Origin of the sequence: Cupriavidus pinatubonensis, assembly GCF_019602855.1 — a bacterium.
Classification (GTDB): Bacteria; Pseudomonadota; Gammaproteobacteria; order Burkholderiales; family Burkholderiaceae; genus Cupriavidus; species Cupriavidus pinatubonensis.
On record NZ_CP080767.1, the window covers coordinates 3,297,140 to 3,317,984 of the forward strand.

The following is a 20,845-nucleotide window of genomic DNA, read 5'->3' on the forward strand; positions in this document are numbered from 1 at the left end:
GTCACGCGCGCCCTGGATGATGGCGGCAGGCCCGGCCGCCACGGTTTCGTCGGCCGAACAGTTGCTGCCCTTGTAGCTGCCCCCTGCGTTGCAGCCCCCTGCGTACGACGGATTGAGGTTGCCGTAGTCCTTTGTGCAGTGTCACCGGATCCATGGCCTTATTGACCACGGTCGGCGCGGTGATCGACACATCGGCGTTGACCGACTGGATGGTGCCGCTCTGGTTGGTGACACTGTTCCCAGCGGTCAGACTGACATTGCCCTGCGCAGCCAGCGTGCCGTTCAGGTTTCGGATGTTCGCCGCTTCGATGGTGAGGCCCTGGCCAGCCCCCACGGTGTTGTTCTGTTGCTGCCAGCTCAGATCATCGTAGTGCGGGTTCGGGTTGGCGACGGCCTGCAACTCTAGACACAGCTTGGCTTTGCAGGCCGTCAACACCCCGACGCGGGTGCCGGTGGCGGCTTTTTGCCCCAGACGCGGTTTTTGCCCGCGCAATCCGGTTTCCTTAAAACGAAATGCGCGCCCGCGTGAGCACGCGGATGATGGTTGCGTCTAGCCTGGCCTTTATTGCCCTCCAGAAACGACGAACCCGGCCGAAGCCGGGTTCAGCAAGGCTTTCACAACATCAATTCAGTAATTTTTCGATGACCAAGTATCCAACAAACACCACAGCTGCACCGACCAATATGCAATAGACGGACTTTTCTGCCTTGCTCATCCGTTTCCATTGCTCTGGCGATGGCCCTCCTCCTACTGCCGGCATTTCTTCCTCCTATTTCGAACCGGTACCCACAGGAATCGAATGACTCCAGGGCACAATCCCGAATGTCTTTCCGCCCGGTGTGCCTATCCCAAGCTCGATCGCTGTTGCGCCACCGTAGGCATGCGTTACCGCACCAACCACGTTGAATGGGAAGGGGGTGGGGATAGACACAAACGCTTGATTGCCATCTCCATTCAGGAAAGAGTTGGTTGCTGCTGCTCCTTGCGCTCCCCAGATCCAGCCAAGTGTGGCACTACCCCCAGGCGACCAGGATATGGCAGAAGGATTGCTCTGCCCCACACCGAAGGCGAGATACTTCGTACCATCGACAAGATTTATCACACCGCCAGCCGAACCCGACAATATCCCAACGTTCAGTGTCGCGTAATTTGGCGACACTGTTCCAAGCGCCTGTTGCGCATTCTCCCCCTGTGCCTGCAGCATCGTGCCTAGCAACTGCGTGTTGCACGGCTGACTGCCATTGCCGCAGGCTGCTGTCAACGCAGATCCCCCGAAGGATTTTGGTGTCGTATTGTGGACTTGCTCCGAGTTGTTCAGAGCCTCGTTTTGTGCAGCACTTGCCCCAGCCACCCCGTTCTGACCTAACGCTTGCGCCAAACCACCGCCAGCAAGCATAGCAATGGCGGTGATTGCTGCTCGATCCCCCAAAGTCAGGTTTGCAGCGCCGCCTGCCTGATCAACGAGTGAACCAGCCACGACAGCCGATGTCGCCCCGCCAATGGCCCCACCTGCACAGCCTGTGCCAAGTGCCGCCGAACTGGCGCAACCTAACGCTGCGTGAACCAGCACATTGGCAATTTGAGTGTCTGCCGTTGCCCTGTTATCACCAATGCCCGGAATATCCTCACCGATGGCGTACGCCCCCAGCGCCGCCCCTTGGGTGATCAGGTTGGTCGTCAGCGCATTGCCAAAACTGCCGCCATAGAATGCGTTACCCACACCCGCAGTAATCAACCCGGTGCCAAGGATTGCGGCACCTTGCTGCCACAGCGCACCGGTTGCGCCATCCTTTGCGGCTTGCATGACGCCGCTGGAATTGCTGACGCCTGCCAGGCTCGCCAGGCTTTGCGTTCCCGAGCCCGCCACATTGACGCCGGTGTTGAAGCCAAGGCTGCCGGTGCTGTCGACCGTAATGCCGTTGGTCAGGCCCGCCGTGATGGCACCGACCGCTCCCGCCTCCAGCACCTTGCCGAAATTGATGCCTTGGCCCGACAGTCCTTGAGATACCGCGCTGCTGGCCATGCCAGCCAGCGCGGCCGATGCCATGACGTTGCCCAGGCCGGCAGAGGCGGTAGCCGTCGCAGCGGCCCATGTGCCGCCTACCGCCGCCGCTTCAGCGGCACCTGCCGCAGCCGTTCCTGCCGCTGCAGCACCAGCAGCGCCTGCCTCCGCTGCGGCGGCCGCACCAATCGCATAGCTCGCCGCGCCATAGGTCACGATGGCGATAACAACCGCCGCCGCCATGATGGCCCAGCTCGGCAGCGCGCTTTCCTTCTTGATGAAATTCTGGTGAATGTCATCGGTCACCGTGCTGGCGGTGTACTGCTCGCCCAGGCTGGCGCTCAGCTGCGCAATGAATGCCTCGGTGGCCGCCTGGTTGGTCGTACCGTCCGGGTTGGTAATGCGGAAGGCATCGTTGACCGCGTTAATGCTGCCGGCCTGGAGGTCCAGGTTGGCCGCACTCATGAAACCGCCCGGCTGCACCTGCGTGCCGGTGTATTCCATCCAGCCGCCCTGGACCCCATAAGCCGACTTGCCGATGTTCACGACGTTGGGGTCGTTATCGATGGTGCCGGCACGGACGACCAGCTTGTCGGCGGCCATGACGGCCCCGCTATTGCGAATCTGACCGGCAATGTCAAGGCTTACGTCATTGCCGACGATGGTCCCCCCGGTGGACTTCGCCGTCGCTTGCGCATAGCCTTCGGGCAGGTACACCTGCGGGACCAAGGCTGTGACGCCCGGGCACACCGCGCTGCTCACCGTGTTGCAACTCGGGTCCGGCACCGCCTGCTCGACGTACCACAGCATCGGCTTGTCCAGCGCCGCAATCTGCGCAGGCGTCAGCGCTGTGCCAAGGTGGATGTTGTTCGCCTTGGCGTAGTCGGCGGCGTTCTGGTACAGCGCCAGCTTCTCCTGGTCCTGGACGGAAAGCTGGTTCTGGCTGTCGTAAGCTAGACCGTTGATGAAGCTGTTGTGACCGGTCTGCTGCAAGGCGGCCTGGTCCAGCTTCTGGCTTTCAGTGTACGGGTCGTAGTAGAACGTCACGCTGCCCGGCTTCAGGTCCGCCGGCAACTGGGACAACAGGTAGTCCGGCGTCACTCCAGCGAGCACCGCTGTGGCGGGGGACTGATTCAAATACTGCGCGCGGTCGGTGTTGGCGCCTGGCGCGTTGAGTGGGTTGCCGCCGAGATTGGCCGTGAAATGCCAGTCGATCGTCTGCGGGCCGCCCGTGGTTGGCGTGGCGGGTGCCGTGACGATCACCGGGTTGAACTGCCACGGCTGGGTCGGGTCTGTGGCCGGAGTACCCGACGGCAGCGAGCCGGCCGGCACGGGGGGCGGCCCGAGCGAGATCACCTGCTTGGGCACTGTGGACGGCGGCGTCGGCTGATTCGGGCTGGTATAGCCGTTCAGCAGCGTGGCGCCGCTCACATCCACCTGCTGGCCCATCAGGTTGCCGGTGTTCTGGACCTGACCACCAGCGGTCACCGACAACACATTGCCCGCCTGGATCAGCGACTCCTGGCTGCCCAGCACCGTCACGCCGTTGGTGCTGTGGTGCTTGTCCGAACTGAACATGCCAGTCTTTTCGACCCACATGCCCGCCCAATTGGCGTTTTGCAGCAGGCTGGTATTGTCCACCGCACCGGTCATGTTGACCGTCACGTTGTTGCCGCCCGAAATCATCCCCCCGTTGTTGGCGAGCGTCGTGCCCGAGAGCGCGACATTGCGCGCCCCTTGGATGATGCCGGCGGGGCCTGCGGCCACGGTCTCATCGGCCGAGCAGTTGCTGCCCTTGTAGCTACCGCCCGCATTGCAGCCGCCCGCGTAGGACGGATTGAGGTTCCCGTAGTCCTTGTGCAGCGTCACCGGGTCCATGGCCTTGTTGACCAGGGTTGGCGCGGTGATTGACACGTCGCCGTTGACCGACTGGATGGTGCCGCTCTGGTTGACAACGCTGATGCCGGCCGTGACGCTCACGTTGCCCCGCGCGGCAAGCGTGCCGTTCAGGTTCTGCACGCTCGCTGCCTGCACCGTCAGCGTGCCGCCTGCTGCCACGGTGTTGTTCTGCTGCTGCCACGTCAGGTCATCGACATGCGGGTTCGGGTTCGCGCACGTGGTCGAGCCCGGCATGCACCCCGGCGTGGTCGTGACCTTGGCGTCGTAGAAGCCCTGGTTGGTGAAGGTCCCAGGCGTGGTGATGGTGATATTGCCAGCCGCTGCCAGGTCACCGGCATTGGTCAGGTTGCCCGTGCCGTTCAGGGCCAGGTTGCCACCGACGATAATTTGGCCGGCCTTGCCGACGCGCTCGGTCACGCTGGTCTGGACCAGTCCCGTCACAGTCGAGCCGTCAGCAGCCTTGCCGATCACGAAAGGCGTGTCGACTGCCGTGGGGATGGAGCAGCCATTGTCCCCTCCGCTGCACTGGGGAATCGTGAGCGGGCCATACATCAACACGTTGCCGGGCGCAGCCAGTCCCCCCATCGAGGTGCCGCCGATGGCCTGCAGTTGCGTCAGGAATGCCGACAGGCTGGCCTGGTTGACCGTGTCGGTCACGCCGTCGAGCAGCGATGCCGAATGGCCGTTGTCGAGCGCCCCAACGTTCAGCGTGGCGTCGCCTGCGGCCGAAATGACCCCGCCTTTGTTGGAGAGCGACGCAGCGGTCATATCCAGCTTGCCACCGCTGGTGATCTGGCCGGCAACGCCCTCGGTCTGCTGCATGACCTTGCGGTCCACCGTCACGGCAGACAATGGCACGATTTGTTGCCAATCAGCGGTCAGATCGGGATACCACGTCGGGTTCATCCCAAGGTGCCACATCAGCACCCATTGCGACGAGCCGTTCAGGTCGCCCGTCGGCACCTCGACGTTGCCTAGCAGCAGCGGAATGGTGCCGTCCGAATTGCGGATCAGGTCGCCGAGGGTCAGGTTGACGGGCGGTCCCGTCATGGTGGTGTTGCAACCGGCGTCGCCGTAACAGTTGGTTTCCGCCGTGGCATGGCTGCCAATGACCGTCGAATTGACCAGCGCATCGTTGATGACCTGGCCGGAAACGCTGCCCGCATCGACCGGCGTGCCACGGTCATTGATGACCTGCTGCGCGGCAATGTGCACGTCCCCCACCGCGCCGATCACGCTGGCGGTGTTGTTGAGCGTGCCGCCGATGTCGATGGCGAGGTTCTTGCCCGCCTGCGTGGTGCCGCCCCGGTTGTCGTAATCGCCGCCGGTGATATTCAGGTTACTCAGCGCCTCGACCGTGCCAGAGTTGACCACGTTGCCGGCCAGCGCCAGATCGCCGTCGGCGTGGATCGTGCCGGAGTTGCCAACCGTGGACCCGGACATCGTGAGGCTGCTGCCTCCGACGATGTTGCCCTGGTTGTCCAGCGTGCCGCCGGTGGTCAGGGTCAGGTTGCCCGCGCCCTGGAGCGTGCCGGTGTTGCTGATGCCCTGCGCGCCGTTGAGCACGGTATTGGCGGCACCGGGCGTCGTCCAAGTGCCGATGTTGTCGATCGATTGCGCCGCGAGCGTGACCGTGTTGTTGGCGCTGATCGTGCCGGTGGTCGCCGCTGACAGGTCGATTGCCTGGTTAGGCAGGTTGACCGTGGCGTTGTTGCCCGCCAGCACTTGCCCAGCCGCGTTGTTAAAGCTGCTATTGCCGCCCGTCACCGTCAGTGTCAGGTCGCCCGTGGTCGGACTCTGGCCGGTCAGGTCACCCGCGAACAGCGTGCCGCCCGCGTTGCTGATGAGCGCACCGGTGGTGACGTTCAGCGTCTGCACGCCAACGATTAGGCCTCCCGTGTTATCCAGCGTATTGCTGGCCGTCAGGTTGACGGTCTGCCCGCCCAGCGTGCCCCGGTTCACCACATCGGCCATGTCGACGCTGACCTGATTGCCGGCGAGTGTGCCCAGGTTACCCAGCGTGCCGCCGCTGGCCGACAAGGTTTGCTTGGCGACCGTCGTACCGGCGTTGACCAGCGTCGGCGCGGCCAGCGTCACGTTGGTGGCCTGAGTGTTGCCGATGAGCGCCACGCTGTTGGTCGCCGCCGCGTCCAGCGCGCCGGCGACCACATTGTCCTGGATCGCCGCCGAGCCGAGTGCGATGTCCTTGCCGCGCAACGTGGCATTACCGCCCACGTAGGGCAGCGCACCGACCGTCAAGTTCTGGCCTGCGCTCGCGTTGAGGTCGCCAACCGTCAGCACGCCTCCGCCCAGTGTCGTGTTCTGGCCGCCGCTGATGGTCGCATTGCCGAAGCTCAGCAGGCCGCCCGTGACGGTGGCCGAGCCATTCGTCGCCTGAACCGTGGTGTTCCCGCCGCTGCCAACGCTGCCCGTTACGGTCGCGTCCTGCGCCGCCTTGATGGTGGCATCGCCATTAGCGGAAAGCGCGCCATTGACCGTCGCGCTACCGCCGGTGGCCGTGATCGTCGTGTTGCCGGCGCTTTGCGCCTCACCGCCCACCGTCACGTTTTGCGCGGCGATCAGCGTCAGGTTATCGTTGCTGCTGACCTGGCCGCTGGTGCTGATGCTGCCGGTTTGTGCGGTGACGTTGATCGGGCCGGTGGCGGCGACCTGCCCGCCCAGGCTCGCGTCAGTGCCCGCATTCACGGTCAGCGAACCGGGCGAGACCACATCTCCAGTCGTCGTGACACTGCCCGTCACGCCGGTCAGGCTCACGTTGCCACCGACGCTGGCCGCTGTGCCGTTGATGGTCAGGTTGCGCTGCGTGGAAAGGTTCAGGTCGCTTGCGGTGATCGCGCTGCCATCGATGGTGGTGTCGCGTGCCGCATTGAGCTGGATCACGCCCGGCGAGGTCACGTCGCCGCCAAGGTGGATGTCACCCTTGCCGTCGTTGCCCGCCGCTGTCACCGTGACCTGCGAGCCCGACACGTCACCACCGACATCCACGCTGCCGCCCGCGGCAAGCATCGCCGCCTGCTGGGCGGTCACGCTACCCGCTCCGTTGATCGATCCGCCCGCGCTCACCGTCACCGCCTGGTTGGCGCTGAGCGTGCCGCCCAGCATCGCGTCGCGGCCCGCGCGCACGGTGTAGTTGCCTTCGGACTGCCCATTGCCGGCGGCATCGATGCTGCCTGCGGCGCTCAGGGCGACGTCGCCCTTGCCATAGGTCTTGCCAACCTTCAGGTTGCCGGCCGAATCGAGCGTCAGGTTGCCCGCCGAGGCGGCCAGGTTCCCGTCGGTGCGCACGCCCACGCCGGCTGCCGTCGACAGGATCGAGATCTGGCCCGCCGTCATGGCGCCAAAGGCCGTAGCGTCGATCGCCAGGCCATTGGCTGCGGTGGTGTTGGTGCTGGCGTTGTTCGGGCCGGTAACTGTCGTGGCGAAGCCCGTGCCGGCCGGTGCCACCAGCTGGCGCCCGGCCATCACGTTGATCTGGTTGCCGGCATAGAGCGCGGCATCGATGCCGATGGACTCGGCAATCAGGTTGACGTTGCCGACGGTGCCTTCGATGCCAACGCCGTTGGGGTTGCCCGGCGCCGGGTTGGCGATCTGAATGCGCCCGCCTTCCACGAGGAAGCCGGCGGCGGTGGCCGCATCAAAGCTGCTCGGTGCGCCAGTCGTGGACAGGAACTGCGGCACGCCCGTGGTCAGCGTGACTTGGGTCGCATTGGTAAAGCCAGCGCCACTGGTATAGACGCCGCCGGGCGCGGCAATGACCAGCGCCGCAGGCCCGCCAAAAACCTCCACGGTGCCGTTGACCTGCGCCGCAGCCGAACTGGTGACCTGGTTGATGATCAGGTTCGCGGGCCCTGACCCGGACAGATTGGGATTCGCCGCGACCTGGCCGCCAAGAAAGGTGCCACCGCCGGTCGTGCTGTTGTTCAGGATCAGGCCGACCGGATCGACCACGAACGCCCGATACTGGTTCAGGGAGATACCCGCCGCGTTCGGCGTGGTGATCCCGACCACCGGGACGCCGCCCTCGGGCGCACCCGGCCCCGTGGTCGTGGAGATCGTCGGTTGGAAGCGGATCGGCGCAGTCGGGTCAACGATGGGCGCGGCACTCGCCTCGCGCAGGCCGAAGCTGACCACCACCGGGAGATAGTTGACCGCCCAGCGCAGCAAGCCCTGGCGCGCCGCGCCCGCCTGCACCGCCGGTGTATCAACCGCAACGGCGCCCGCGGCCAGAACGCCGGCTGCCTGCCGCGCTTGCTGGAGCGACACCTGCAGCGGAGCCAGCCACAGCATCACCGCCAGCAAGCCGGTCAAGGCACGTCCCGCCACGCTGTGGCGGGTGCGCTCGGCCATCGAGACACCAGGCGTCATGCCTGACGTTGCGTCACCCGGCAGCATGCCAATCTGGGCTGTGGTTCGGTTCTGTGCTGCGGGGGCCGTAGCGGCCGACTGCTTGCGAGTCATGGAAATCCTGACGATGCGGTTCGCTGCTTGTTTTGCGTCGAGGCTGGCATGGCGCGTTGGCTCACGCGACAGAGCCAGAGGCCAGGCGTTGCCTCGCCGTGCTGCTCGCTTACTGGGACACCTTCGCCTTGGCCAGAAGCTGGGTGACCAGCGCCGTGGTCGCGCGCTCGAGCGCCTGCGCCTGCAGGGCCTGCTGGATGCCTGGCTTCGTCTGTTCGAAGGTCGGCACCTGCGTCGGGCGCACCTCGTCCAGCTTCATAAGGTAGTAGTGGTTGTTCCAGGCAATCGGAGTAGCCGTCACCGCGCCCGCGGGCAACGCTGCAAGCGCCTGCGCAATCGGCAGCGGCAGGTTCTGTGTCTTGCCTTCCTGCACCGGCACCTTGAAGCTGATCCAGTCCATCTGGCCACCGCTGGCCTTCGAGGGTGCGAGGCTCACAGCCTCCGCCACCTTGGCGAAGTCCTCGCCGCCCTTGATGCGCGCCAGCGCCGCCCTGGCACCTGCCTCGTCCCCAAGCTGGATGAGGCGCGCCTTGTATTCCTTGTCGCCGAGCGTGGCCACGATGGCGTCGTAGCGGGCCTTGACGTCGACCTCGGTAACCGGAGCCGGCTTGATGCGCTCCTTGAGCCAGGCCTGCGTGAGGATGGCCGTCCTGGCGTCACGGATGGCCTGCTGTACGTCGGGCCGCGATTCCAGGGATTTGTCCTTGGTGGCTTCCTGCCGGAACAGCTCGCGCGCGATCAGTTGCTGGGTGATCGCGCTGCGTGCCTGCGGCGTGTCCGCCAGGCGGGACTGCTGCAAGGTCGCCGTGACCTGGCTGTCCGGGATGGCCACGCCGTTGACGGACGCAGCATGGGCGACGGACAAGCCTGCCTGCAGGCCGAAGGCCAAGGCAATGGTGACAATCAGGCGGGAAATATTGGTTTGCATATGTGATTCCTTGGAAATCGCGGCTAGTACATCCAGTTGAGCGTGGCCAGCACGATGGGTCGCCTGGCGCCCAGCACGGATGGTTGTGCCAGCGGCATGCCGACCAGCAGCTCACTGGTGAAGGTCTGTCGGGCCCATTGGGCCGAGAGGCGAAGGCCGGCGCCGGTGCCGGACACGTATTGCCAATGACGGTTGGCGACATACATCGCCTGCCCCCCGTCCAGAAACAGGTACGGTTCCATGCGCAGGCCAGCCAGCGTCGGGGCATTGGCCCAGGCCAATTCGTTGCGCCAGTACGCACCCCGATCGCCGGCAATAACCCCTTCGCGAAAGCCCCGCACCGTGCTCATGCCGCCGGCATAGATCTGCTCGGAGCCGAACAGCGCCACGTTGGTCCACTGGCCGACCACCTGACTGCGCCAGGCCAGCCGAGCGCTGTCGAGAACCACGGGCAATGGCAGTTGCCAGCCCACATTGGCGTCGAGCTTCGTGAACTGGGCATGTGCTTCGTCGGACCGGATGTCAGAGGGGTCGCGCGTCGCATTGACGCTTGGCAGGCCGCGCGAGAGACCGACCTCTGCCGTGCCATATCCCGGCTGGCCGTTGGCCGCGAAGCGCCGAAGCCCGCTCCACGCGGCGCGCAGCACCGTCAGCCGCTGCGGGTCGAGCTCGAAATTGTTGATCTCGCGCTCAGTCTTGCGATGCGTGAGCGTCAGGTCGAAGGCCTGTCGGCCGCTCTGGCTGCGCGTGAGTACCCGGTTCCAGCCAACGGTATGGCCGAAGGTGCGGCCATACAGCAGCGCGGTGTCGCCGATGACGTTCTGGTACTCGGAAACCGAGCCGGTGTAGCTGAAGGTGTTGTAGCCCCAGGGCACCGCCGCCGATATGACGGCGGCATTCGTATCCAGGGTACCAACGTAACTGGCTGCGAGCGACTCCTGAAAGCCCAGGGCGTTATCGGCGTCAATGCCAAGGCGTGTTCGCGAGATGCCGGTCGATTTGCTGCCGTAGTTGTCCACCCCCGCGTTGAAGCGGAAGCGGTCGGCAGGCGCGTTGGTAAGCGCAACGATGGAGCTGCCCGGTGTCTGGCCGGGCTGAATCTGCAACTCGGCACGATTGCGGCGCAACCGGTTGATCTGGTCCACGCCCTGCTCCAGGTCCTGCAGCCGCAACGTGTCCCCCGGCGCGGGGAACTGGCCAGCGGTACCGGCGTCGGTCACCCAGCCGCCACCAGCCGTATCGAACAGGGCGCGCTCGTTGGGACGGATGGCGCTGCCATTGAGCGTAACCGCCTCGACCTTTCCGGGCACGACCGTCACCACGAGCACGCCACTGGTCAGGTTCTGCTCGCCCAGGTAGGCGCGGGTGGTGATGTAGCCCTTGGCCACGAACGCTTCCGTGAAGCGGCGCAGCAGCAAGTTGATGCGATTGGTACCGAGCGCATGGCCAACGAACGGCGCAGTGATGGCCTCGATCTCGCGCTCGGACAAGACGGTGTTGCCGAGGACCTCGATGCGCTGGATATCAAAGGTGGCCGAAGTTTCCTGCACCGACTCCACCGGGGCATCGGCTGGCACGACGGTGGGCGTTTCGATCCTGGTCGGCGGCTGGCTTGCCTCTCGCTCGAGCTCCCGCTGGCGCTGTTCGCGCAACAAGCGCTGGGCGGGATCTTCCGGCACGAGCGCGGCGGGCGGCACTTGCGCCCACGCCGACGCACAGGCCAGCGCGGCCGCCCAGGCAGCGGCGCGCAGTGAGTCAGCACGCCACCTCATCGCCACAACCATGAAGTGAGGCCGAGGTGATTCTCGATAGTGACCGGATCCCGTTGCCGAGGGCGAGTGATAGTGGCCACGCCGCTGACCGCAACATTGCCATCGAAGCTGCCGCCCTCGGTCACGGTGTCGCCGTTGATCTGGGTCTTGCCGGAGGCCATCCAGCTGCCGCCGACATCCGCTGCGTACAAGCGTGCCCAGGTATCCCCGAAGAAGGCCTTGAAGCCGCGATCTCGCGAGATGGCGGTGTAGCCGGTGATGCCGCTCGCATAGGTGACCGGCGCCGTGACGGTGAGGTTCCCCATGGCCAGCACCCGGCCGCCAACATTGATCGCCGCCTTGCCAGCCTGGATGTCGATATCGCCGCCGGCCGACAAAAGGCCGCCAGTCACGGACGTGGTTGACGAGGCCGTGGTGCGACAGAAGATCAGACAGGATCGTTCGTAGTGTGCAGCGCCAGTTGCAACGCCTTCGGTCCTGAATGTATCGGAGGCCCGGATACGGATCGGCCCGTTGTTGGCGTAGATCTCGCCGCCATAGTTGGTGACATTGCGTCCGGAGACGGTCGTGCCCTTGTCCGAAAGCAGGTAGGCAATCTGACCAGGCCGGTCGGCAGTGCCGTAGTCCACGTCAAAACCCGCCGAGCGCTTCGTCAGCACCAGCCAGCGCTGTCCGGACGCCCCGTAGAAGTCAGGCTGCTCTCCATTGGCGCCGTTCTGCTTGCTGATCTCGTTGGAAACATCGCCATCAGCGTACACGCGCAGAAAGCCGTTCGAGAGCATCCGCGCATGTTGATTCAAGACATTGCCGCGCGCCTGCACGTCGACATCGTCGCCCGCGCCGAACAGGATGCCGAGGTAAGCGGGCGTGGATGAATTCGTGACATTGCCGCCGGCACGCACGGTCACGGCACCCGCGGATTGCGGCTCACTAGCGATGCGCGTCTGGCCCTGGATCAACGCGCCGCTGTTGGTCACATCCGTATCGGACTGGATCAGCACCCCGCCATTGCTGGCAACAAGCGTGGATTGCCGGTTAGCGGAATCGAGCACCACTGAGCCGGCGTGCAAGCGTATGTCGGTGGCCGCCAACACATCACTGTCCTGCTGAGCGTAGGCACCGCTGCCGTCGATGGCCACTGCGCCGCCGGACGACTGAACCTTGGAGTCCTGCAGCGACAGGTTTCGCGCGGTAATGCCGGTGCCGCCCACGCCGTCAATATCGGTAGCGGCTAGCGTCTCCTCGTCCGCTGCAATCGACACCGTGCCGGACCTTGACGTGAGCGTCGTGCGCTGGCCGGTAGCTTGCGTCGTCAGGCTCGGCACCGCCACGACCACGTTGCCGTTGGCCGTAAGCTGCGTGCCCGTCACGACCAGGCCTGCACCCGCGTCGAAGACGCCGATGCCGCCACTGGCGGTAAGGGTTGAGTCCGTCAGCCGGACGGGCTGGCTGTGGACCTGGCCGTCGGCACCGATCACAAGATCACCTGGTACCCGCGTGCCGGCGGCAAGCGTTGCTTGCGACAGGTCCACGCGGCCCGACGCAATCTGCAGGCGGCGCCCGGCACTGACATCACCGCTACCAGTGAAGCCGCCGCTGCCGACCAGCACGTCTTGCTTTGCGTCGATCTTGCCGGAGGCCAGCTGCAAGTCACCGGTGCCCGACACCACAAAGTCGCCCACGGTGGCATACGCCGCGCCGGCATGGCGCACACCGGCACCCTGATCGGTGACCATGAGTTCGATGCGTCCCGCCATGAGACTGCCCGCGGCGGTGATGTCAATGGCGATGCCCTGGCCTGGATTGACGGCTGGCGTCGAATAGGTAATCCAGGGCGTGAGATTGTCTGTGGGCGAGACGCTGGTGTCGATCTCCGCGCGGCTATTGCCGGCTACCAGACGTGCGCGGGCATTCGGATCGTCGTACAGGTTTGTGACGGGGCCGCCGATGCGGAGCCGTTTGGCGATCAGTTCGAGATTCAGGAGCGTCCCGGTCAGGCCCTCGGGCCCAATCTCGATGGCGCCCTGATTGGTATCGATGCGCGGGTTGCGCTGCAATTGCCCGCTGGCCGTCGTGAAATCGTTAAAGGAGACCTGGCCGGTAGTGAGCGCCAGGTTGCCCGTGTTCTGCACGCTCAGTCCATTGACGCTGATCCCATTGGGATTAGCAATGATGACGTTGGCACGCGAGCCAAGCACAACCAGGGGTCCTTCCAGCAGTGAGGGATTGGTGCTCGTGACCTGGTTCAGGATAGTGCGGGCGCTCGCCGCGCGATTGTCAAGATCGACGCCAGCGCGCGATACGTTGAAGTCTCGATAAGTGTTGGTGGAGACACCGCCAACCGGGGTGTTCACATTGACCGTGATGTGACCGCTCGCGCTCGCTGTGACAGTCGGCGCGTTGATGCCACCGTCCGGCACTACGCCTGATGCCAGCGCGCGGCTGGCCAGCAACGCCACGCCCCACGCAAGCGCGGATGGCTGCAGCCTGTGCCCGTACACCCGCACCCGATCGCATCGTTGTATTGCCTTACGTTGCCGCACCACTGCGCTCCCTCGTTGGATGGCGCGGCTGGGATCAACTGTGACGGTGGGCGAATAGCCAAGGCTATCCGCTCCACGTCCGCCGCGCATAAAGTTGGCGCGACATTAATGGCAAATTAGCTAAATGTATTTAGGACATTTCAGATTCCTCGTCGAATATCACAGTTGTTTGCATTTGGCGGGAAATACCAACCGGAGCCAAAGGCTGTTGTCCACAGCATGAACCTGGCACGTTGATGAAGGGGATCGATTGGACTATCGGATCGACGCCCTGCGGCTCGGCCTGCAGCCGCGGATGCCGTTCGGGACGATCGACGCGGCGTCAGCATCAAAGTAGATGCCATCGTATCGATCGCCGGTGTAGAAGAGCGTGTAGATCAGCTTGCGCTTGAACTGCCCGGTCAGGCGGACTACAGGGCTCGCACAACCTCGGTCTGACGCATCGCTTGAGTCTGCGTACTTGAGCAGCGGCGCGTCGGAACCCTTGTATAGAACAACGACATCCCAGCCGATGAACCGCATCGGGGTGTCATTCGCGTTATCGAACGTTCGGGCACCTGTCTGGCCGTCCACTCCCGCTTTTAGCACTCGGTACTGCACATAGCAGTCTCCACAGGCGTACTGCATGTGCATGACATCAATCGTTGTGTTTTCGCTGGACAGTGGGAAGGGGTATAGGAAGGCGGCCAACACTCCAGCGCTCAGCAGAAGCACCAGAGCCAGCACTTGGCGCGCAACCTTGCAGGCAAGCAGTTTCATATTCTTGACCACCTTGTACAAGACGACACCATTCACTCACGGGACTGGCTTCTACCGGATTGGCTGTGGCCCAGGACAACACGGATGGGGACAGGCCGGTTGAAATACCACATAGACCTCGCTTACTGGCATCACGTTCTTGGTGCCGGACTGAAGCTCAAGCATCGCAGTATCAACTTCCGAATGCTCGATCCGCTCTGGCACCAAACCGATCGCCCCCAAAGCTGCCTTCGCGCTTTCCAGCCGCATCATGGCTAGATTCATCGATGGACGCCCGCTGTATGCTCGCCTGACAAAGACGGCATACCGCCCTCCACTGGGAAAGCCCTGCTTCATTCTTGCGTTCCACTCGGCCAGCTTGCGTACTTCGGCTGCTGGCAAGACGTTATCGTCATTGGCAAAGCTGAGTTCGTGTTCGAGACCGGTCAGCGAGCAAGGGAATGTAGAACTGCACCACGTGAACAGCAGGGCAGCGGCGAGTCTTCGCAGCATGTTCAATCTCCGATGCTGAAGATATAGCCTGCAATGTTGTCGGCATTGACGATGCAGAACTGATCGCGCATAGCTATGTTCGCGTCCTTTGCCCTGTTTGCGGTAAGCGGAAATTTCCCGCGCCATTTTCGGATTTGCTCGATTGATTCCGTAATAGGCACCTTGTTCCATGACTCCAGTGGCGCCTTGCCATGCTCACCGGAGTCAGATATGGCCTCAATCAGAAGCGCGATTCTCCCAAGACCACCCTACTTAGACCTTTGCGCTCCGTCAGCAATCCCTGACGTACACGTGCGTACGGAGGTTTCGCCATGGTGACTCGGACCTATCTCATCAGAGGCGATAGGGCCAACAACGGCGCCATCATTTCCGGGGGCAGCGACTCGTACTTCTGGCACAACGTTCCCGTCGCCCGGGAAGGCGATGCCGTGTACTGCCCCGTATGCAAGCGCGCGGGCAGAATTGCGTGCGTCGGGCCGCGCGTGCCATGTTCGGACATGGGCAAGGAAGTCGCACTCAGCGGAGATATCTGTGTTTGCGGTTGCCACCCGGCACCGGTCTTCTATGCCTCGCGACCGTTCACGATGACCATCGTTTCCGAGGAAGTTGCACAGCGGCAAAGCGCCGCGCCCAATGGCTTTGCAGCGACCGTGCGAGCGCAGCAATCCGGCGGGGCCACCAGTCACGATCAACGGATTCAGCTGCTTGATGAGGCTAGCGGCCAGCCGTTGGCAATCTGGCGGTATTGCGTTACGGGCGAGAACGGCACGCATGAGGGCCGCACAGACAGCAATGGCTTCACCACACGGGTGTTCGCGGATCGCCCCATGACTGTCAGGCTTGAGGTCTTCGGGGAGGTGGCGTAATCATGCAACCGCTCAAGACTCTCGATATACGGTTGACGCCAACTTCGGACACGGAGCATGTCAAGGTGTATCTGCTGCGGCCTCGGGGGACTTTATATTGGGGTGGTGCGGGGTTGGACGGCAGCTATATCCCGTTAACTACCCAGGCATTTCAGGCAGCCGGCATTGGATCGTTCAATCTCGGCCTCACCAACTCGGCAACACGGTCGGCTCTCGGCGATCGTGGAATGCTGGTTGATGCCATCCGGGCTGGACTTACTATCCGCTATGAGGATGATGCGGAATGGGTCATCAACTCTGGCATGTCGGCTGATGCACCGCAGTTCAACCTGATCGGCTATTCCTACGGGTCATTGCTTGCAGCCCAGACTGCCAACTACTACGCGAACCAGGGACATACTGTGGACCATCTGGTGTTGATCGGCTCTCCAATCGACGGAACATTTCTGGGCAAGTTGCGCAAGCATCGACACATTCGCAAGGTTGTCGCGATTGACCTGACGGAACATGGAGATCCTATTCACGCGGGCATGTCACAACTCTCGTTGGTTTCGGCGGCTCCGAAGCTTGCCAGTCAAATGGCGGCTGGAAATGGTGAAGGTCACTTCTACTATGCGCACATGGTCCCGGATCTGCCACGCAGGCTGCAGAAATTGGCGGCTCGGGTAGCGGATGAGGGAGTCAGATGATGGTCTTGCGTTGGTTGTTCCTGCTGCCATCCGTCTTGCTACCAGCATCACTCATTGCGCTCAGCCTGTTTCACATCGTCGCAGCGCCGACACGGGACGATATGTTCGTCGGATATGCAGGCGTTATATCCGCCGCCGTGCTCCTGTTTGACCTCGTCCTCGCGCTGGTATGGCTTGGCGCATTTGGATACCTGCTCTACGTCAGCCCTGGGCAGCGACGGCTATTGCTGATGATTGCAGGAATGACCATTCTGGCGTTCGTCGCCTGCTACGTCCTGGACAGCAAGCTGATTCGGGCACTTCCGGGATGAGCGACGCCGCATTTGAAGCATGGGCGGCGCGAACACGCGGGTGGCGTCCGTCGCGTCGCCCCAACCCCACCAGCGCCCGCAACTCCCGCGCCATGGCAGGCGCCACCTGACTGGCACCGGCCAAGATTGACTTGCATGGCCGTGGCGGCGACATCCAACAGGATCGGGTCAATGCTGTAGTCGCGCTGATCCAGCCATACAAGCACATCCAGCAAGTGCCAGAGTGTGGTGCTGCCTTCATGCACCGGCGCCGGGAAAGACTCGGGATAGCCGATCATCAACTTGCGCATGTTCTGGCGGGACATGCCGACGGCATCGGCGATATCGGAGAGTCCCACCAGATCGGGCACCGCTTCGATCAGCGTAGCGGACGGCATGGCGCGCCTGGCATCGGCAAGGGCGCTCACCATCGCCGCCTTCGCTGAATCTGCCTCGCGGACAAATGACAACGCCACGCGTCCTGGCAGGCCGGTACCCACGAGTGCGTCATCACAGCCTGCCTCGCCCAGGCGTTCGACCAGTGCTTCGATGTCGTGGTCGGCCTGCGATAGCAGGCATCTGAAAGTGAAAGAGTACATCTATCGTCAAGGCGTTCCACCGCGTCGGTGCACAGGGCATCGCCCTTCCCAAATCGGCGGCAGACGTCCTGGTCGTCTATAACGAGTACGCAGACAACCCGGGCAGCGGCACACTCGGAGGCGGTGCATTTACTTCGCGCGTTACTGGACGTCGATGGCTACGCAATATGCGCCGTAGTTCAGGCTTCACCAACCGGGATTCGATCTTCAAATGTTGCCTTGGCTCGTGCGACTATGTCTCCGTAGTAGTCGGCGATGGGGCGTGGAGCCGACGAATCGCGAGCTCCAGGGTGGAACGTTCGATAGCATTCGATGCCATTGGCCGAAAAGTGCCAAAGGGCTCGGGGCTCCACGAAGTGCGTCTGTCGATCCGGGAGCACCTCTTTGAGCGCTCGGTCGTACTTATGGCCGCTTCCGAAGATAATGAGATCCGGCTTGAGTAACTCAATCTCGAAACGAACGGCAGCGACGGAGAAATCGAACAACTCTTGAGAATGGTTGATAGACGTTCGCGAATAGCCGCGCTCCGGACGATACCAATCCATCTTCATCAAGTTATTCCAGCAGATCGTAAGTCGGTTCCCGCAGGCGAACTCGGTCGCCAGGAGTTTAGTCCGCTTCAAGAAAGCACTGGTACCAGTCGGGCGACTGAACTGATCGAGGTATCGGGCCTTCAGAACCTCGAGCCCGTCCGGCAGTTCGTAGTACTTACGGAGCTTGCCATACCAGCCGTTTGTCTCCTTTCCTACGAACATGACCCGAACTGGCGCACTCAGATATGCCTCCGAGACATTCAGCAGGAACGGAGCGGAAAGCGTGTCCAGGTGTTTGTCGAAGCCGTGCCGGGCATTATCAAGTGAACGCGTGTAGTACTCGTCCAGTTCGGCTTGTATATTAACTCCAAGCGTCATTCGCATAGATCCTGTGTTGCCGGGCCACTTGGAAATTTGACCGGCAGTCAACGTACGAGTTGTTGTCGGCCCACAGCATACTGTTGAGATAACACAATGCAGATCCATCTCATTGTCGGCAGTATCCGCGTTCCTTAGCCTTGCCGTTGGTGCTGAACACACCACTCGCAACGGCCTCACCGCACCCGACAGACCGCGGTGTTTCTTCGTCCATAGCTTCCGCTAAGGCCGGGTAGCGCGCATCGATACAAGACCCGAAAGGGAAAACATGCGGGCCGTTTGCGAGCGGTGTTCACGTACCTGGCCGCCCTTTGAACAGGGGCGAACTTAACAATCTTCGCAAGGATTGTCATGACGAAACGAAGCTCGCCGTTGCGCATTCGCACTGTCAAGATTTGCCGCACCTACTTTCCCCTTTGTCCCTGGCAGCACCAATGGCTTTACTGGCCTACGGGCAATTCCGTGGATTCGACTGCGTGGTGTTTGGTTAGAAGAGGCAGGGTTCAACGTCGGGCAATCGCTGAAGGTCAAAGTGCAACGAAAACGCATTGTGATCTGGGTGGCGTAGCGGCAAGGGCTAGCCGCCTTGCATGGGCAAACGGCCATCTGCGACCCGAAACGGTCAATTGGTAGTTAATGGGGTCGCGTTCGTAGGCTAAGGACGAAGAACCTCGCCTGTCGAGTAGTCGAGCCGATAGATAGCCTTATTAAAGTCCACGACCTCAATATAGTTAGGTAACAAACGAACGCCCTCGGTGAATATGTCTGCGCCTGACGTTTGCCAGGCGATGACCCCGTCGGTCGACAACCGAGAAATCTCCAATTCACCGTGCGAAATGAGAGCGCGTTGATGCTCAGCCCAGTAGATGCCAAAGCACGTTGCCATATCGGTCTGAACGGACCAGAGAAGCTCATGGGTGGACTCCAAAGACATGCAAGCGACGCTGTCGCCGACGGCCAAATAGAGCTTGTCGTCCATTATCAACGCAGAATGCTCATGTACTGCCGAGCATCCTCCGCCTGCTCCGACTACCACGATTCCGTCGCCATTCAAATGTATGCCATGGATGGATGATACGGAATCGTCCGCGAGGCGGATCTCCTGAGCATAGCGTCGCGTGTTGTCTGTAGAGTCAAATGAGTAAGTCGGCTCGTTGACAATTCTGATAAGTCCGTACTTAGTGTCCAAGTCCATGCGACTATCGTTTGTGCCATTGATACGTCCCAATTATGTCTCCGATTGAGGGCGTCGTTGTTGAAAGCCGAATGTCCATTCCTGACCGATAGCAGCCACATTAGCCAAGAAAAATGGGAGCCTTCGGCTCCCATTTTTCGTCGTTGATTAACTAACCACCAACCCTCAATCCCAGCTCAACGCCCCACCCGTCTGATACTCAATAACCCGCGTCTCAAAGAAGTTCCGCTCCTTCTTCAAATCAATCATCTCGCTCATCCACGGGAACGGATTCTCTTCATTCGGGAACAGCTGATCAAGACCAATCTGCTGGCAACGGCGATTGCAGATAAAGCGCAGATACGACTTGAACATTGGCGCATTCAGCCCCAGCACGCCGCGCGGCATGGTGTCCTCAGCGTACCGATACTCCAGATCAACAGCCTTCTTGAACAGCTCAGTAATCTCAGCCTTGAATTCAGCCGTCCAAAGATGCGGATTCTCCAGCTTGATCTGGTTAATCAGGTCGATACCAAAATTGCAGTGCAGCGACTCATCCCGCAGGATGTACTGATACTGCTCCGCCGCCCCAGTCATCTTGTTCTGCCGCCCCATCGCCAGGATCTGCGTGAAGCCCACATAGAAGAACAGCCCTTCCATGATGCAGGCGAACACGATCAGCGACTTCAGCAGCTTCTGGTCGTTTTCCGGCGTGCCGGTCTTGAACGACGGGTCGGTCAGCGTGTCGATGAACGGGATCAGGAACTCGTCCTTGTCGCGGATCGACTGCACTTCGTGGTACGCGTTGAAGATCTCGGCTTCGTTCAGGCCCAGCGATTCAACGATGTACTGATAGGCGTGCGTGTGGATGGCCTCTTCAAAGGCCTGGCGCAGCAGGTACTGGCGGCATTCCGGCGCGGTGATCTGGCGGTAGGTGCCCAGCACGATGTTGTTGGCGGCCAGCGAGTCGGCGGTGACGAAGAAGCCGAGGTTGCGCTTGATGATGCGGCGCTCGTCCTCGGTCAGGCCGTTGGGGTCTTTCCACGTCGCGATGTCGCGCGACATGTTGATTTCCTGCGGCATCCAGTGATTGGCGCAGCCGGCCAGGTACTTTTCCCACGCCCACTTGTACTTGAACGGGACGAGCTGGTTGACGTCGGTCGAGCCGTTGATGACGCGCTTGTCGGCGGCGTTGACGCGGCGGTTGCTTTGCGCGGCGGCGGCGTTGGGGTTGTTGCCCAGGATGCCGGCTTGCGTAGCGCTCGACGGCAGCACGCCTTGCTGGTCAGCCGTGACGGCGGCAGCGGGTTGCAGGTCAGGCTGCGGTGCGGCCTGCGGGGTGGCTTGAACGTCGTCGTCCCAGCTCAGCATGATGTTGTTCTCCGTGATTCGATTGGGGGGCGCGGTGGTCAAAGATGACGGCTCACGATGTGGTGGCGCC

Annotated in this window: 14 protein-coding genes and 1 pseudogene; 4 read left to right on the plus strand and 11 right to left on the minus strand. The window is 62.4% G+C overall.

Annotated features, from left to right (window positions below; translation table 11 throughout):
* Position 1: 1 nt before the first annotated feature.
* The 7 genes from K2O51_RS35305 to K2O51_RS28025 form a co-directional block, all read right to left on the minus strand.
* Positions 2-493, minus strand: a complete 492-nt coding sequence (locus K2O51_RS35305; RefSeq protein WP_011299074.1) for a hypothetical protein — start codon at positions 491-493, stop codon at positions 2-4.
* A 277-nt stretch (positions 494-770) separates the two neighbouring features.
* Positions 771-8,381 (minus strand): polymorphic toxin type 22 domain-containing protein, encoded by a 7,611-nt coding sequence (locus K2O51_RS28000; RefSeq protein WP_220631055.1) that lies wholly within the window; start codon positions 8,379-8,381, stop codon positions 771-773.
* A 109-nt stretch (positions 8,382-8,490) separates the two neighbouring features.
* Positions 8,491-9,309: a peptidylprolyl isomerase gene (locus K2O51_RS28005; protein WP_220631056.1), complete on the minus strand. Its 819-nt coding sequence runs from the start codon at positions 9,307-9,309 to the stop codon at positions 8,491-8,493.
* A gap of 23 nt (positions 9,310-9,332) precedes the next feature.
* Positions 9,333-11,081, minus strand: coding sequence for a ShlB/FhaC/HecB family hemolysin secretion/activation protein (locus K2O51_RS28010; RefSeq protein ID WP_220631057.1), 1,749 nt, complete (start codon positions 11,079-11,081; stop codon positions 9,333-9,335).
* Complete coding sequence (locus tag K2O51_RS28015) at positions 11,078-13,582, minus strand: filamentous hemagglutinin N-terminal domain-containing protein (RefSeq protein WP_245001888.1); 2,505 nt, start codon at positions 13,580-13,582, stop codon at positions 11,078-11,080. The genes K2O51_RS28010 and K2O51_RS28015 overlap by 4 nt, the downstream gene beginning before the upstream one ends.
* Positions 13,583-13,879: 297 nt before the next feature.
* Complete coding sequence (locus K2O51_RS28020; protein WP_220631059.1) at positions 13,880-14,383, minus strand: hypothetical protein; 504 nt, start codon at positions 14,381-14,383, stop codon at positions 13,880-13,882.
* Between the two features lie 51 nt (positions 14,384-14,434).
* Entirely contained in the window at positions 14,435-15,046 is a 612-nt protein-coding gene (locus tag K2O51_RS28025) for a hypothetical protein (protein ID WP_220631060.1), read from the minus strand.
* Positions 15,047-15,186: 140 nt separating this feature from the next.
* On the opposite strand from K2O51_RS28025, the gene K2O51_RS28030 reads away from it, so the two are divergent.
* The 3 genes from K2O51_RS28030 to K2O51_RS28040 are packed head-to-tail and all read left to right on the plus strand — an operon-like array spanning position 15,187 to position 16,741.
* On the plus strand, positions 15,187-15,741 hold the full coding sequence (locus tag K2O51_RS28030; protein WP_220631061.1) for a PAAR domain-containing protein: 555 nt from the start codon (positions 15,187-15,189) through the stop codon (positions 15,739-15,741).
* Positions 15,742-15,743: 2 nt separating this feature from the next.
* The gene (locus K2O51_RS28035) at positions 15,744-16,430 is read left to right on the plus strand and encodes a thioesterase domain-containing protein (RefSeq protein WP_220631062.1); all 687 of its coding nucleotides are present in this window, start codon (positions 15,744-15,746) and stop codon (positions 16,428-16,430) included.
* Positions 16,427-16,741, plus strand: a complete 315-nt coding sequence (locus K2O51_RS28040; protein WP_220631063.1) for a hypothetical protein — start codon at positions 16,427-16,429, stop codon at positions 16,739-16,741. Before K2O51_RS28035 ends, K2O51_RS28040 begins: the two co-directional genes overlap by 4 nt.
* A gap of 64 nt (positions 16,742-16,805) precedes the next feature.
* On the opposite strand, the pseudogene K2O51_RS28045 reads toward K2O51_RS28040, so the two are convergent.
* Together K2O51_RS28045 and K2O51_RS28050 are read right to left on the minus strand one after the other, a co-directional pair.
* Positions 16,806-17,319: pseudogene (locus tag K2O51_RS28045) on the minus strand (helix-turn-helix transcriptional regulator); the annotation flags it as partial.
* Between the two features lie 179 nt (positions 17,320-17,498).
* Entirely contained in the window at positions 17,499-18,230 is a 732-nt protein-coding gene (locus tag K2O51_RS28050) for a hypothetical protein (protein ID WP_220631064.1), read from the minus strand.
* A 457-nt stretch (positions 18,231-18,687) separates the two neighbouring features.
* On the opposite strand from K2O51_RS28050, the gene K2O51_RS35830 reads away from it, so the two are divergent.
* A complete protein-coding gene (locus K2O51_RS35830; RefSeq protein WP_425333001.1) occupies positions 18,688-18,798 on the plus strand; it encodes a SymE family type I addiction module toxin in 111 nt (36 codons plus the stop codon).
* 87 nt (positions 18,799-18,885) lie between these two features.
* Here K2O51_RS35830 and K2O51_RS28060 read toward each other — a convergent pair whose 3' ends face one another.
* Complete coding sequence (locus tag K2O51_RS28060) at positions 18,886-19,425, minus strand: hypothetical protein (protein ID WP_220631065.1); 540 nt, start codon at positions 19,423-19,425, stop codon at positions 18,886-18,888.
* Positions 19,426-19,590: 165 nt separating this feature from the next.
* Positions 19,591-20,775 (minus strand): ribonucleotide-diphosphate reductase subunit beta, encoded by a 1,185-nt coding sequence (locus K2O51_RS28065; protein WP_220631066.1) that lies wholly within the window; start codon positions 20,773-20,775, stop codon positions 19,591-19,593.
* Between the last annotated feature and the right edge of the window lie 70 nt (positions 20,776-20,845).